The organism is Saprospiraceae bacterium, assembly GCA_016713025.1.
Classification (GTDB): domain Bacteria; phylum Bacteroidota; class Bacteroidia; order Chitinophagales; family Saprospiraceae; genus OLB9.
Window position 1 is genome coordinate 712,846 of sequence record JADJPZ010000004.1, and the last position, 13,671, is coordinate 726,516.

Genomic DNA, 13,671 nt, shown 5'->3' on the forward strand with positions numbered 1-13,671 from the left:
TCGTTGTTTTTCTTATAAGCTCAAAACTTTCCACCATAGAGATCCATTTGACCGTATGATAGCGTGGCAATCAATCCAAAACAATCTTACCTTTATCACTGACGATGAGCATATTCATAAATACACTGATTGCGGCCTAACAGTAGTATGGAAGTAATCAATACTCAAAATAAATTGGTTTTATTTTAAAAAACCTACTTTACAAATCACCTTCCAAAGGTCTGATGATAATCTCTTCTACTACCGCCGAGGGTCCTAACTGGTAAGTATTCCAGACCAGATCTGCGATATCATTCGCTTCCATTAAACGCTCAAATGGCAAATCTACACCTGCCCATGAATCAGACCAGGTGGCGCCGGGCAAAACTGCAGTCACTTTTATCCCTTTTTCTTTCAGTTCTTCTCTCAATACTTTAGAAAACCCAAGCAATGCAAATTTGGAGATACTATAAGAGCCTCCATTCGGATACGCTGTAATACTTGCAATGCTGCAAATGTTAAAAATATGCGGTTTACCGGAATTCTTCATGTGAGGAAAAATTGCACGTGTAAGATGATATGCGCTGTACAAATTAGTTTCGATCAGTTTTTCCAGTTTTCCATCTTCTTCTTCCGTGATCTTTCCTGGGAAAAATACTCCGGCATTGTTGATGAGTACATCAATGACTCCAAATTGGGTGATACATTCCTGTGCAAAAGCTATGACTTCTGATCGAATACTGATATCAGTCTTGAAGGTGATCACTTTTGATGGCACTCCCAATCTGTCAGATTCAGACCTGAAAGCTTCAAGGCTGGTTTCATTTCGGCTGCAAATAGCCACGTTATGTCCTTCATTAATAAATTTCAGGGCTATAGCCTTACCAATACCTTTTGAAGCTCCTGAGATGACAATATTCATAAGAGTGTATTTTAATATTATCTAACGGCAAGTTGAGGATGATTGTTTTTAATGAATTCCTAAATATATCATATCCTGCAAAAAAGCCTGTTAACCACTTCCTGAATCCTTTTATCCGATTTATCCGTCCTTTTGTAGAGTATTTCGGTGACTTCGTACTGATGCATGCAACTTATAGATGTAGTATTGCGTCATTGATGTATAATTTTGATTATTAACCTATTAAATATTAATTATCATGAAGAGTTTAAAAAGTTTTATCGCAGTTTTCGTTTTTGCATTAATAACACAATTTTCTAATGCAGCTGAAGTTTCAAATGCTAAAAAACCTGAAGGTGTACAAATCCAGTCTATTTTGAATACTATTGATTTTACAAACTATATCAAAACTGAAACAAAGATTAATATCAGTTTTTTATCAACTCTCAGAATGAAGTGATCGTTGTGACCACTAATAACAAAGAATTGGATAATGTGGTCAAGAGTACACTGAACTACAAAAAAATAGCAGTAAATGAACTTGAGTATAACAAAGTCTACACTGTGCCGGTCCACATAAAATAAGCGTTTTTCATAGTTAATTGTTTTGTTGCCGAAGAATAATCAGTCTTCGGCTTTTTTTTTCTCTTTTTTTAAACCATAGGCCTTACTTTGCAAAAATTATTTTCACAATTGGTGGTTTTATTAAAACAAAAATTGCATTTGTTTCGTTATTCATTTGTAATATCAAAGAATTTTATTTTCTTTGCGGCCGATTTACCAAATATTAACAAATAAAATTTTAAAATAATTTACAATGGCAGACTACAAAATGGATAAAATCGATCTTAAGATTTTAAAGATGCTTCAGGAAAACAGTAAAATTACTAATCTTGATCTCTCAAAAAGAATTGGTCTTTCTCCTGCTCCAACATTGGAAAGAGTTAAAAAACTTGAACAATCCGGAATCATTCAGAGTTATCACGCAAAAGTAGATTCTTCAGCAATCGGTCTGAATGTAAAAACTTTTGTATTGGTATCTTTAGCATGGCAAAAGCCAAATGCTTTAGACAATTTTATTATGAAGGTGAAAAATGTCCCTGAGATCACAGAATGTTATATCATCACTGGGGATGCAGATTTTCTTCTGAAGATAGTTTGTAAAGATATTCCGACGTATGAAAAAATGCTTTTCAAGACATTATCTCAGATAGAAGAAATTGAAAGGCTAAAAACACTCATGACATTGTCAAAAGTGAAAAAAGAGAAAGTGTTACCTTTTGATTATGAAAATGCAGAAGAGTAAGCATCTGTAACTTTATTGGAAAAGGAACTGATTTTCGAGATATTTGATAATTAAAATCTTTTATTGTTATCGTCCTCTATCTTTTACGATAAATACCAAAAACCTTACCTAAACCGAGGTTTCCGTTATTGAAAATATAACCGTCTTTGTTTTGCATAAAAATAGAGGCGGTTTTTTATTTTAAACATACTCTTAATCTTAACCTTACTATCTGATGTTGTGGAAATTTTATGAAACTGACCCTGAAGTGTGCAGTTATCTCTTTGGAACGATGCACATGAGTACAAAAGAAGCTTATACTTTTGTAGAAAAGGCTCGCAAATATATTCAGACAGTTTCCACTTATGCTGCTGAAATGGATCTTAACGCATCACAGTCTTCTGACATCATTCGATATTTTTTATTGCCGGAAGGGGAAGTATTTTCTGGTTTTTTAGACCTAAGCAATACAAAAAACATCAGAAGGTCATTTATCGTTCCTTTAAAGTGGACATTCAAAACTTTGAAAATTATTCTCCTTTTTTTATCAATAACTTATTAGCAGAATTATCTCTGACCAAATCAGAAAATGAACCACTTGATCATCATTTGTGGTCATATGCATTATCATTGGGCAAGGAAATGACAGGTGTGGAGTCTCTTGCTGACCAGTTGGAGATATTAAAGAGTATACCCATCGACTTTCAGATTAAATCCTTTAAAGACACTGTTAAAAATATTTCAGCATTCAGAAAAAGAGTGTTGACTATCAATCGGTTATATAGTCAAGGTGATTTCAATAGTTTATATCGTATCACAAAAAAGAGTATGGGTAAAATCAGAAAATTGATGATTTATGGACGAAATGAACGTATGGTAAAAAGAGTGATAGAAATTCATCAACTCAAACCATGTTTTGTTGCAGTCGGCGCAGCTCACCTGGGAGGGAATAAAGGACTATTAAATCTTCTGAAAAAGCAAGGATATAAAGTAAAACTCGTGGAAATTTAAGATACTCAAATTTTTTTAGTTTTTTGTCCCTTACTGGTTGTATCTATTTGTATCTCACTTTTTTTAAAATAGCTGTGTATATTACTGACAACTACTTGTTAAACCATTTTTGAGGATCAAGTTTCACTTTGTCTTTCCACAATTCAAAATGTAATTCAGAATTTCCGTCTCCTCCTGAAGTAACAGTTCCTATTTTTTGGCCTAATTTGAGTTTTTGACCTTTGCTGACACTGACACTTTCCAGTTTCGAATAAACAGTATAATAGCTGCCATGTCTGATGATGATCATAATATTGAAACCGGGAATACTTGTGATACCGACCACTTCACCTTCATAGATACAGGTCACATCAACATCACCCGGAATAGTAAAATCTACTCCATTATTGGATACCTCAATGGATTTTATAGTAGGGTGGGGATGAATGCCAAACCGCCCTGTTATTTTACCTTTTGATACCGGCCAGTCAAGAGCACCTTGATTTTTGGAAAAACCTGAATTGTCTATTTCCTTTTTTTTGACAGCCGAAACATCAGATTTTTCTTTTGATTTTGACTTATTCAGCTCGGCAATGATGACCTTTTCTATAGCTAAATTCAAATTTTCTCTTTCCTTTTCACGTTTTTTCAGAGTTGCCTTCAGTTTATCTTCTTCCTGTGATAGCTTTTTTACAATCTGATCTTTTTCCTTTTGCTCTTTTTCCAGAGTGGCTACATTTTTTGAAGTTTCCTGGATGGTGATAAGGCTTTTTTCTTTTGTCTCTAATATTTCTTGATTTTTTTGTTTGATTTCACCGGTTAGAGATTGGATTTCCTGGAGTTTTTGGGATGTAAATGTTTCCAACTGATGCATATACCTCCATCTTAAAAAAAGATTATTCAGATTTTCAGAAGACAAAATATAAGTCCACTTCGAATTACTCATCTTTTTGTAATAGTTCCGGCGAGCCAAGGTAGCAAACTGACCTTTCAGCGATTCATGTTTTAATTTTAGTTTAGAAATAGTATTTTCATTTCTGTTGATGATATTATCGTTTATTTTTACTTCATACTGGAGGTTACTTAATAGCTTTTTTCTGCTACTCATCTGGTCTTCCAGAATTTTGAGTTTTGTAAGATTTTGTTCTTTGGAGGATTTGGTTTTTCAAGTTCCTTTGACGTTTTTTCGATATCCCTGATGATTTGCATGCGCTGCTTTTCCAGTTCATTTCTTGTTTGCGATCTGCAATCAGTATGCAGCAAAAATAAAATTATTGATAGCGATAGTATTTTAATTAATCCTTTCATAATGACTGGGAATTGAAAAATTAATATCTTTGGGAATATCTATTTCAACATCTGAAAGGTCCATAGTGATCGTGCTGTACTCACCCGATGGATTTGGAAAACGATATACTCTTTGATACGAAAACTGATCATGTTTGCCCGCTGCTCGGTAATCCGAATACAGAACTGACGCTGTCCTTCCCATCATATCGGAAATTTCCATTTTTGTCAATTCCAGGTTGTATCCATTGAGATAGTATTTTAGAAACAGGTCTCCGGATTTTGTTTCGATGACATAGTATATCGAATCTTTTGATAGTTTTGAGTCTGATGCTTCCGGAATGATTACATTTCCAAATAAGAGTTGTTGGATATCAGAAAATTCGGCATCAGTGTTTACATACGATTTAAGATGCTTCAGTGGCCATACTTCATATTCTGAGACGTATCGGTATAGAACCGTATATTTCTCTTTTTCAGCAAGAATTCTGGCAACTTCCACTAATTTTTTCACAGCTACCCAGATAATACTGTCTGACTTCATTCGCACATGAAGTGTTCCGGAAATATTTTCATCCGGCGATTCAAGCGAAGTGCTTGCTTTAGCACTAAACCACTGAAAGTCGATATTTCTATTCTTAAGTGCAGCAATGACTTCTTCCATGGACCTTTCTGGTACGGGACCAAGTCTTCTGGTCGTTTTGCAAGACCCCAGTAAGATGGCAATGAGCAAAAATATTATTGGGCGCATTAGTTATTTTTAAGGCTGGATATTTTATTCAACAGTAACTTTGAACGGTTACCCAAATCATAGGATTTTTGATAGAAAATCGCAGCGTTTCTGCCGTCTTCCAAAGCTATGTATATGTCACCCATCAATTCTGCAGCTTCAATACTTTTTCCATTGCTCATCTGTATGGCTTGTTCGGCATAAGTTTTTGCCTTATTAAATTCTTTCTTCAGGAGGTATATTTGTCCTGTGGTCGCTACGATTCTCGAATCCAGATCAGGATTTCCAGCTGCTATCATGGAGGCTTCTGCAAGTGTATTTTCCGCTTTTTTCAATTCATTTTTTGAAATCAAAGCTACCGATGCAAAATAATAGGACATGGCTTGATTTGGAAAAAAATCTATAGCATCTGATGACGTGGCAGCAAGAGATTCAAAGTCTTGGGTAAACATCTGACAAAACATAAGCTGCTCCCAGACAACATAATTTTTATTATTAAGACTGAGCGTTTTTTCATATTGCCTCATGGCAGCGACATAGTTTCCATTATTTTTGAGTACGTCACCATAGACAGCATGGGATTTGGCATCTCCGGGATGCGCGATGACCAACTTATCACATACTGATATCAGTTGATTGCCGAGTATGGTGTCTGCAGTCACGGCATGTTTTTGTACATAAGGAATCAATTCTTTGATTTTGATGTCAATAGGCGCATCAGCATTGGAGATCAGAGGCATCAAAGAAGCAAAATAATCATCGCGTGTCCCTTTTCCTTTGTTTAGCAAGAGCAAACCTAGTTTGGCATCATTATCATTTGGGTCGATTTCCAATATTTTTTTAAGATACGGTTCGCTTTCAGTTATTTTGTCGTTGGCATGTAATGTTTTGACAATCAATACGTAGTATTTTTTTTCTGAAGGGTATTTGGCAGTGATGGTTTTTAAAGTTCCTATACATTCATTGAGTTTTCCTGACGCATCCAGAATCTCAGCCTTCATGATAGTATTACCAACGCTCCACCCTATATTTTTTTCCTTAAATTCAAGTACCTGCAGTGCTTTTGAGTATTCTTCAGATTTCAAATGGATCTGCACTATCTGATCATAAGTTTCTGAGTCTTTTGGCTGCAAGGTGATAAGATGTTGCAGTGTTTTGATGGCTTCACTATTTCTTCCCAATTCCAGGTTAAAACTAACTTCCCACTTTCTTATCCAGATATTATCAGGCTCTAATTGTACCGCTGCTTTCAGATTGGACTCGGCCTGATTGATGTCCTTATTGCTTTGGTATAGTTTCGCAAGCTCAAAATTAATAGACGCGCTTGGCGGTGTCACTCGCCTTAGAGAATCGAGTAGTTTTATAGCTTCCGGTTTTTTTCCCGATGTCACTAATAACTTTGCAGCAATGAATTGGTCTTCTATTTTGACATCATCTTCGGTTTTTCTGCTGTCAATGGCCTGAGAATGAATTAATTTTGGTATCATCATACTCCATAAGAGATGAATAATCAAAATTCTTTTTCTAATTGTCATTTTTAAGTTTTAATACTGGATGAAATCTAAAACGTCAAAAGTAGGTTCAAAGTTATAAAAACACATTGAATTTTTTTTAATGTCTGTAGAAAGTAGCTCAAATGATAATTAGAATATGACGGCGTACTCTATTTTTTGCACTGAAATTGCTTGAACTGACCGCAATCTCTGCGTGACTACTTAGGCAGAGCTCATTTCCTAAAGAGCCTGTCAAGCTACGCTTGAGACGTCCTACCCAATCTATTGCACCAAAGCGTAGGTTTCCCCTTTTGGGTAGGGGTAAGAAAAGCCAACATTTCCACCTCTTAACCTCGGCATGTGTGCCTTGTCAGGGGTAGGCTACATCCCTTGGGAATCCTACCCATAAACCCCTAATTATTAGGATAATCATCTAAATTCAGTACTAAAAAAAAATCATATAATATAATTCAATGTTGGGATATACCCGAGTGTGCTTAAATTTGCCACTTGGAGCTTAATGATAAAAGTTTAAAACAAACCCTTACATCCTGCAATTATTTTATCTTTATTTTTTGATCTTTTGATTTCAATTTCTCTTTTTCTAACTTTTCAAAATATCCACGTAACAACCAGTTATGCTTTAACGCTTCCAGGTTTTGGTTGAGCAAGATGCCGGCATTATTAATCTGAAAAATTGCTGAATCCAGCTGAACTAAAGTTCGATCTACTTTTTTGACCAGATTTGGATCATTGGACAAATGGTTGATCAGACCTTCGCCACTTTTTACATTATCTATAGTTTGATTCGCGTTATCGATCGTAGAGTTTAGATTTTGTACTACGCCTTCAATATTTTTTGACACTTTTTCGATATTTGTGATGATGTTTTTTAATTTGTTTGCTGTTGATGTGTCTTTCAAGGTTCCTAGAACATTGTCCTTTTTATCTAATGATGACACCATTTCATTCACTTTTTGAATGGTTACTACTGATTGGTTTGAAGCTATTCCTAAATTATGAATCGTAAATTTTAAATCGTTGGCCATGTGGCCATCAGATAAAAGTTGTCTGATAATCCCGTCACCTGAAGATATTTCCTTGCTTATTTTTAGCAATTCTGCAGTAAGCAGAGCTGCATTTTCATTTGTCACGCTTAAAGTTTGAAGCATTTCATCTGTCCTTATTCTTGCAAAAGACTTCAAGGTGTCCCCTTTAGAAATAAGGCCTGCTTCCGGACTACCTGGGATGATGTTTACTACCATATTACCCACGAGGCCATCAGAAGTAATAGCTGCTTTAGAATCTTTTTTAATATGTTTTATTACATTTTTTTGCAATGAAATGATCACAACCACTTGTGAGTCGTTCGCCATATAGATAGATGTCACTGTGCCGGAATTCATGCCAGAGTATCTGACATTATTTCCGGCTTTCAGCCCATTGATGTTATCAAAAATAGCGTATACTTCTGTATTAGTGCCCCATATATTGCTTTGATTACCAATGAAATATGCAAATAAAAGGAAAATAGTAATACCTGAAATTACAAATATTCCAAGTTTTAGTTTATGAAAATCTGCCTTTTCCATTTTTTTAAATTAAGATTTAAAAAATGCCATCACTTTTGGGTCTTTTGATGCGTCAAGTTCTGCAAATTTACCTTCTGCGTAATTCATTCCATCAACCAGCAGAACCATCCTGTTCGCTGTAAACCTGGCGCAGTCTACATCATGGGTTATTACAATGGATGATGTCTTATATTGGCTTTGGATGGTTTTCATCAGCAAAATGATTTCTTTGGCAGTAATAGGATCCAGTCCTGTGGTAGGTTCATCATATAAAATTATTTTGGGCTTTAGGATTAATGTTCTGGCCAAAGCAATCCTTCTTTTCATACCACCTGACAATTCTTCAGGCATGAGATCAATGGTCTCCTCCAGGCCGACATTTTTCAATACTTCCATCACCATTGGTGTCGCGTCCCGGATTCTGCCAAACTTCAGAGTATGTCTTCTCAACGGAAACTCAATGTTATCTCTTACTGTCATGGAGTCATAAAGTGCACTTCCTTGAAATAAAAAACCTACATCTGTTCTGATTTCATCCAATTCCACATCCTGTAAGGTTTCCATATTCTTACCCATTATAGTAATCTGACCTGAATCCGGCTTTTCCAATCCTATCAGACATTTGATCATGACAGATTTTCCACTACCGGATTTTCCCATTATTACCAGAGTTTCTCCTTCGTACAGGTCAAGATCAAAATTGTCAAGTACTTTGTGATCTCCGAAAGTTTTACAAAGGTTTCGGATTTCGATGATTTTTTTATTATCGGTATATTGTGTTTTCATGATAAATATATCAAGTCTGCAATAATAACAGCTATAAAATCAATAAAAAACACAAGGATCGAAGCTTCAACTACGGCTGAGTTGGCGGACACACCAACACCTGCCGTTCCATGTATGGTAGTATATCCTTTATAGCAACCAACCAAACCAATAGCAAAGCCGAAAAAAAATGATTTTATGGTAGCCGGAATTAAATCTACAAAATCAAGCGAAGCCATTACTTCATTGAAAAATAGAATAAAAGAGACATCACCTTTAATATTTTCTATAATAAATGAACCTGTCAGTGCAATAATGTCTGCCAATAATATTAGTATGGGCAGCATAAAGGTAGTAGCAAGAATCCTAGTGACGACCAGATATTTGAATGGGTTGGTACCGGAAACTTCCATGGCATCTATTTGTTCTGTAACCCTCATCGAACCAATTTCTGCACCGATTCCTGAACCTATTTTGCCGGCACATATCAAAGCCGTAATGATAGGTCCTATCTCTCTGAGAATGGCAATTCCAACCATCGATGGTATCCAGGAGTCAGCTCCCAATTCAACCATTTTTGGTCTGGATTGCATCGTAAATACCAAGCCTATGATAAATCCGGTAATGGCGACCAATAACAATGATTTGTTTCCTACATTATAACACTGACGTAAAAACTCCTTTCCTTCAAAAGGCTTTTTGAAGAGTTCTTTAAAAAACTTTTGTGCAAAAAGAAAGAGTTCACCTGTTTCTATAAGAATCCATTTCAAACCTGTGTATTCTGCACTTTTCATTAGGTTTGGGTTTTTAGAGTAAGTTTATATTTTTATTTTTGAGGGCAAGCTGACAAATAGTATTTCTATTATGGTAAATTATGACGTCGAATGGAGGCAATTCAGGGAATATTTAACACAATCTAAAGTATTACTTGTTAGTCTCAGCCCAAAAATAAAATTTTGATTGTAATCTTAATTTACTCATTCAAAGGTAGCATATTTATGCCATATCTCTTGGTGATATTAGTCATACATGTGATTGTTTAATGTCAGTGTGTATAACAAATTGCACTTTTTTAGAATTCTTTTAAATAAACGGTAAATACATGGTTGAATTGGGCAGGTCGTCTCAAGCGTAGCTTGACAAGCTCTTAAGGGAATGAGGGTAGCGGGGAAGAAAAATTGAATTTGTTCAGTTTGTTATACAAACTTAATGTCATGACTGATGGTCAAATATAAACTTTAACAATATATTGACTAAAATATTTTAACTTTTCAGACCGTTATATTGTCTTACATCAAAATATCTCAACAGGTATGCATCAGGGTTTAATTAAAATTGCAAATCTATTTTTTATATGCACTATGGTCGTCAGTATAGTTGCAGGTCAGTCCACATACTTATCCAAAAAAGACAATGACCCAAAAGCAAAAACGATACTTGATAAGCTGAAGAAACAATATGACAGCTATAAGACTTTGGAAATCAGTTTTAGCATGGAACTGGAACTACCAAATAAGCCCACCGAAATTCAAAACGGCAGCGTCATACAGGATGGGAAAAAATATCAGTTGAAAATGAAGGACCAGGAAATATATTGCGATTATAAATCAGTATGGGTGTATCTCAAGAAAAACAAGGAAGTCCAGATCAGTGACTATGACGAATCGGAGTCATCGGCTATTATGTCTCCCAAACAATTGCTAACGCTCTACGAAAAAGGTGAATATATTTATGCCATCATTGAAGAAAGGAAAGTGGGAAATTCGACCTTTACAGATATTGAATTTAAGCCAGTAAGCAAAAAGTCTGATTTTACAAAATTGAGGCTGACAGTTGATAAAAATTTAAATAAAATGGTATCTTTACGTGTCTTTTCCAAAGATGGATCAAAATATACTTTAAAAATAAATGACATTAAGTCAAATAAAAAATATGACCCTGCACTCTTTACTTTCAACCCAAAAGCAGTAACAGGTGTTCATATTGAAGATCTGAGGATTGATTAAATAGAACCGAATTCAGTTACTCAGTTTACCAACCAGCGATTCTTGGTTTCAACCTCCAGGAATCGCTTTTTTTATTTACTTGGAATACGGTCATCACCAACGACCACAATTTAAAAATAGAAATGGACCTGCTTTCTACCATAATTCACAGACTGGATAAGGAGAGATTTTTTATTGCTGAAGGTCGGACCAAAAATACCAATTACGAACATATTTTCAATTTTAATGATTTTTTAGTAAAATCATTTTTACAAATAAGGTTAAAAACAAAAGGCCAGACTTTGCCTGACCTTTCACTTTTCTGATATTTGTTATACATCAACTATTCTTTTTTATCCGGTTCTGCAGATGTAATTTCTTTTGTCGGCTCTGTTCCTTTCAGATAAGTGGGAAGGTTTAAGCCAGCCATATTAAAAAGATCATTGAGCGGCGGTACAGACTTCATCATACCGGCTACAAAGTTGGCTGTGGCTCCATTGCCATTTTCATTGCCTCCATTTCCACTGTCCCAAACCGTGATTTTATCAATCTTGATATTTTTGACAGCTTCTACCTGTGTTTTCACCAATTCAGGCAATTTTTCAATCAGCAACAATTGGAATGCTTTCGATGGATCTCCACCAGCCGCTTGAACAACCTTTTCGTAACCTTCAGCCTGTTTGGTAAGTATTTCATACAATCCTTTTGCCTCCGCTTCCATTTTTGCAAAAATGGCATCTGCTTCTCCCTTAGCATTCACTCTTATGCGTTCTGCTTCGGCCTGAGCATCGATGATAGCTCTCTGTTTTGCTATTTCTGCAGGTATGACCACATTGGCTATCTGACTTGACCGCTCTCTCTCGGACCTGGCAAGTTCTGCCTTTTGCTCTGCTGAATATGCTTCTTCGAGTGCTCTTGCTTGTTGTACCTTCTCTGCAGTGATTGCTATACGATTTGACTCTGCTTCCTTTTCACGACGCAAGGCATCAGAATTGGCAATAGAGATTTTTGCTTCGTTTTCACCTTGCACAGCAATAGCATTAGCTTCAGACATCTTCACCCTGGTATCTCTTTCAGCTTCAGCTTTACCTATAGCTTCATCTCTGTTAGCGGCAGCGATGCTAACTTCTTTGTCTTTTTGGGTCATCGCCATTTTTACATCCCGATCTCTGTGAGTTTCCGCGATGGATATATCACGTTCTCTGTCTGCCATAGCTTTTCCTGTTTCTCCTATTTTTTCCTGCTCGGCAACACTTATTTTGGCTTCATTGATTGCTTTGGCAGCTGCTTCTTTTCCCAAAGCTTCGATATAACCTGACTCATCCTTGATGTCAGTGACATTGACGTTGATCAGTTTTAAGCCAATTTTTTTAAGCTCAGTATCCACATTTTTAGAAATGTTTTCAAGAAATTTATCTCTGTCGGAGTTGATCTCTTCAATGGACATAGTGGCAATAACCAGCCTCAACTGTCCGAATAATATATCTTTTGACAATTCCTGAATCTGTTCATGCTTCAGTCCCAATAATCTTTCGGCAGCATTATTCATACTATCCGTCTCTGTGGAGATGGCAATAGTAAACCTGCACGGTACATCCACCCTGATATTTTGTCTGCTTAGTGCATTGGTAAGATTGGCTTCTATTGAGATCGGTTTAAGGTCTAAATAGGCGTAATCCTGGATCACAGGCCAAATAAAAGCACCTCCTCCATGGATACATTTAGCAGATGTGCCTCCGGTTCGACCATACACTACGAGTATTTTGTCTGACGGGCATCTCTTGTACCTGGAGATCAGCGCCAAAATGATGATAAAAAAAACAAAGGCCGCTACTAAGATGATCAGCATAGGGCCAAAACCTGATAATTCATTCATAAAATAAAGTGATTTTGATTGGTTAATTAATAATTTTTAATTTTTATGGAAATACTATTTTCAAAGATTTTACATTACAATTTCCTGACGACCACAACTTCCTCCGGCAAAACATCAATAATCAACACCTTATCACCGGTTGCAATAGCCTCTGACTCCGCGATAGCCGGCAGTTCATGGACTGCCCCGTTGTGAGACACCTGAATTTTTCCGTTACCTTCACCTGCAGGTGGTATTCTCAGGTATACTTCTGCTTCCTGATTGATCACTGCCTGTGTGGTAAAAGTATTGTCTTCTTCAAGTTTTCTGAACTGCTGAATCAAGTAAAAGAATAATGTTACAAATATCACTCCTACACCTACTGAAGCAGTAATCAGAAGGAATTTGTTGTCTATAGTATTATAAAAACTGATACCACCCCAACTGAATCCCAAAAGGAAATTAATTATATTCCTTAATGTAAATAATTCCATAGGGCTGTCACCATGACCGAATTCTCCACCTGTATCATGATCTGTATCCATATCACCAATACCAATAAAAGTCATAACAGACTGCAGGATAAAAATCAGAGATACCGGCATAGCCACATACCAAAATGTCTTCAGGTAAATATCAGCATCACTCAGAAAATCAAACATAGTTAAAAGTTTTAATACAGTTTGTAAACACAATAAAGTGTTAATAAATTCCAAAAATACTTAAAAAATCTGACTAATAGTAGTTTCTTCATGACCAATTACTACAAAATTTTCGATGAATCTTAAAGTCAAACCGAAAGCAAACTAGATCTTTATCACGGGTCAAAC

Annotated in this window: 15 protein-coding genes; 5 read left to right on the top strand and 10 right to left on the bottom strand. The window is 35.9% G+C overall.

All coding sequences use genetic code 11. The annotated features are described in order from the left end of the window. Positions 1-199: 199 nt before the first annotated feature. Complete coding sequence (locus IPK35_09375; GenBank protein MBK8053466.1) at positions 200-901, bottom strand: SDR family oxidoreductase; 702 nt, start codon at positions 899-901, stop codon at positions 200-202. Positions 902-1,139: 238 nt separating this feature from the next. On the opposite strand from IPK35_09375, the gene IPK35_09380 reads away from it, so the two are divergent. The 4 genes from IPK35_09380 (at position 1,140) to IPK35_09395 (ending at position 3,176) form a co-directional block, all read left to right on the top strand. Continuing rightward, entirely contained in the window at positions 1,140-1,340 is a 201-nt protein-coding gene (locus IPK35_09380) for a hypothetical protein (protein ID MBK8053467.1), read from the top strand. Positions 1,341-1,697: 357 nt separating this feature from the next. Next, positions 1,698-2,186, top strand: coding sequence for an Lrp/AsnC family transcriptional regulator (locus IPK35_09385; protein MBK8053468.1), 489 nt, complete (start codon positions 1,698-1,700; stop codon positions 2,184-2,186). A 214-nt stretch (positions 2,187-2,400) separates the two neighbouring features. Further along, positions 2,401-2,727 (top strand): TraB/GumN family protein, encoded by a 327-nt coding sequence (locus tag IPK35_09390; protein MBK8053469.1) that lies wholly within the window; start codon positions 2,401-2,403, stop codon positions 2,725-2,727. Then, positions 2,673-3,176: a TraB/GumN family protein gene (locus IPK35_09395; protein ID MBK8053470.1), complete on the top strand. Its 504-nt coding sequence runs from the start codon at positions 2,673-2,675 to the stop codon at positions 3,174-3,176. The genes IPK35_09390 and IPK35_09395 overlap by 55 nt, the downstream gene beginning before the upstream one ends. Positions 3,177-3,267: 91 nt before the next feature. Here IPK35_09395 and IPK35_09400 read toward each other — a convergent pair whose 3' ends face one another. The 7 genes from IPK35_09400 to IPK35_09430 form a co-directional block, all read right to left on the bottom strand. Next, entirely contained in the window at positions 3,268-4,263 is a 996-nt protein-coding gene (locus IPK35_09400) for a peptidoglycan DD-metalloendopeptidase family protein (protein ID MBK8053471.1), read from the bottom strand. Then, positions 4,260-4,463 carry a hypothetical protein gene (locus IPK35_09405; GenBank protein MBK8053472.1) on the bottom strand — a complete coding sequence of 68 codons (204 nt, stop codon included), beginning with the start codon at positions 4,461-4,463 and terminating at the stop codon, positions 4,260-4,262. The genes IPK35_09400 and IPK35_09405 overlap by 4 nt, the downstream gene beginning before the upstream one ends. Further along, positions 4,447-5,193: a DUF4292 domain-containing protein gene (locus IPK35_09410; protein ID MBK8053473.1), complete on the bottom strand. Its 747-nt coding sequence runs from the start codon at positions 5,191-5,193 to the stop codon at positions 4,447-4,449. Before IPK35_09410 ends, IPK35_09405 begins: the two co-directional genes overlap by 17 nt. Next, positions 5,193-6,707 (bottom strand): hypothetical protein, encoded by a 1,515-nt coding sequence (locus IPK35_09415; protein ID MBK8053474.1) that lies wholly within the window; start codon positions 6,705-6,707, stop codon positions 5,193-5,195. Before IPK35_09415 ends, IPK35_09410 begins: the two co-directional genes overlap by 1 nt. Positions 6,708-7,222: 515 nt before the next feature. Further along, positions 7,223-8,257: an MCE family protein gene (locus tag IPK35_09420; GenBank protein MBK8053475.1), complete on the bottom strand. Its 1,035-nt coding sequence runs from the start codon at positions 8,255-8,257 to the stop codon at positions 7,223-7,225. 9 nt (positions 8,258-8,266) lie between these two features. Next, complete coding sequence (locus IPK35_09425) at positions 8,267-9,022, bottom strand: ATP-binding cassette domain-containing protein (GenBank protein MBK8053476.1); 756 nt, start codon at positions 9,020-9,022, stop codon at positions 8,267-8,269. Next, positions 9,019-9,795: an ABC transporter permease gene (locus tag IPK35_09430; protein ID MBK8053477.1), complete on the bottom strand. Its 777-nt coding sequence runs from the start codon at positions 9,793-9,795 to the stop codon at positions 9,019-9,021. The genes IPK35_09425 and IPK35_09430 overlap by 4 nt, the downstream gene beginning before the upstream one ends. A gap of 519 nt (positions 9,796-10,314) precedes the next feature. Between IPK35_09430 and IPK35_09435 the strand changes: the two genes are divergently transcribed. Continuing rightward, positions 10,315-11,007 (top strand): outer membrane lipoprotein carrier protein LolA, encoded by a 693-nt coding sequence (locus tag IPK35_09435; GenBank protein MBK8053478.1) that lies wholly within the window; start codon positions 10,315-10,317, stop codon positions 11,005-11,007. A gap of 322 nt (positions 11,008-11,329) precedes the next feature. Here the strand turns inward: IPK35_09435 and IPK35_09440 are convergent, their stop codons facing one another. Together IPK35_09440 and IPK35_09445 are read right to left on the bottom strand one after the other, a co-directional pair. Further along, a complete protein-coding gene (locus IPK35_09440; protein ID MBK8053479.1) occupies positions 11,330-12,862 on the bottom strand; it encodes a flotillin family protein in 1,533 nt (510 codons plus the stop codon). Between the two features lie 74 nt (positions 12,863-12,936). Continuing rightward, on the bottom strand, positions 12,937-13,503 hold the full coding sequence (locus tag IPK35_09445; protein MBK8053480.1) for an NfeD family protein: 567 nt from the start codon (positions 13,501-13,503) through the stop codon (positions 12,937-12,939). Positions 13,504-13,671 lie beyond the last annotated feature (168 nt).

Excerpts from the sequence above, each read along its gene's own strand:
- IPK35_09375 (MBK8053466.1), bottom strand. The coding sequence starts at position 901 with ATGAATATTGTCATCTCAGGAGCTTCAAAAGGTATTGGTAAGGCTATA.
- IPK35_09380 (MBK8053467.1), top strand. The coding sequence starts at position 1,140 with ATGAAGAGTTTAAAAAGTTTTATCGCAGTTTTCGTTTTTGCATTAATA.
- IPK35_09385 (MBK8053468.1), top strand. The coding sequence starts at position 1,698 with ATGGCAGACTACAAAATGGATAAAATCGATCTTAAGATTTTAAAGATG.
- IPK35_09390 (MBK8053469.1), top strand. The coding sequence starts at position 2,401 with ATGTTGTGGAAATTTTATGAAACTGACCCTGAAGTGTGCAGTTATCTC.
- IPK35_09400 (MBK8053471.1), bottom strand. The coding sequence starts at position 4,263 with ATGAGTAGCAGAAAAAAGCTATTAAGTAACCTCCAGTATGAAGTAAAA.
- IPK35_09405 (MBK8053472.1), bottom strand. The coding sequence starts at position 4,463 with ATGAAAGGATTAATTAAAATACTATCGCTATCAATAATTTTATTTTTG.
- IPK35_09410 (MBK8053473.1), bottom strand. The coding sequence starts at position 5,193 with ATGCGCCCAATAATATTTTTGCTCATTGCCATCTTACTGGGGTCTTGC.
- IPK35_09415 (MBK8053474.1), bottom strand. The coding sequence starts at position 6,707 with ATGACAATTAGAAAAAGAATTTTGATTATTCATCTCTTATGGAGTATG.
- IPK35_09420 (MBK8053475.1), bottom strand. The coding sequence starts at position 8,257 with ATGGAAAAGGCAGATTTTCATAAACTAAAACTTGGAATATTTGTAATT.
- IPK35_09425 (MBK8053476.1), bottom strand. The coding sequence starts at position 9,022 with ATGAAAACACAATATACCGATAATAAAAAAATCATCGAAATCCGAAAC.
- IPK35_09430 (MBK8053477.1), bottom strand. The coding sequence starts at position 9,795 with ATGAAAAGTGCAGAATACACAGGTTTGAAATGGATTCTTATAGAAACA.
- IPK35_09435 (MBK8053478.1), top strand. The coding sequence starts at position 10,315 with ATGCATCAGGGTTTAATTAAAATTGCAAATCTATTTTTTATATGCACT.
- IPK35_09440 (MBK8053479.1), bottom strand. The coding sequence starts at position 12,862 with ATGAATGAATTATCAGGTTTTGGCCCTATGCTGATCATCTTAGTAGCG.
- IPK35_09445 (MBK8053480.1), bottom strand. The coding sequence starts at position 13,503 with ATGTTTGATTTTCTGAGTGATGCTGATATTTACCTGAAGACATTTTGG.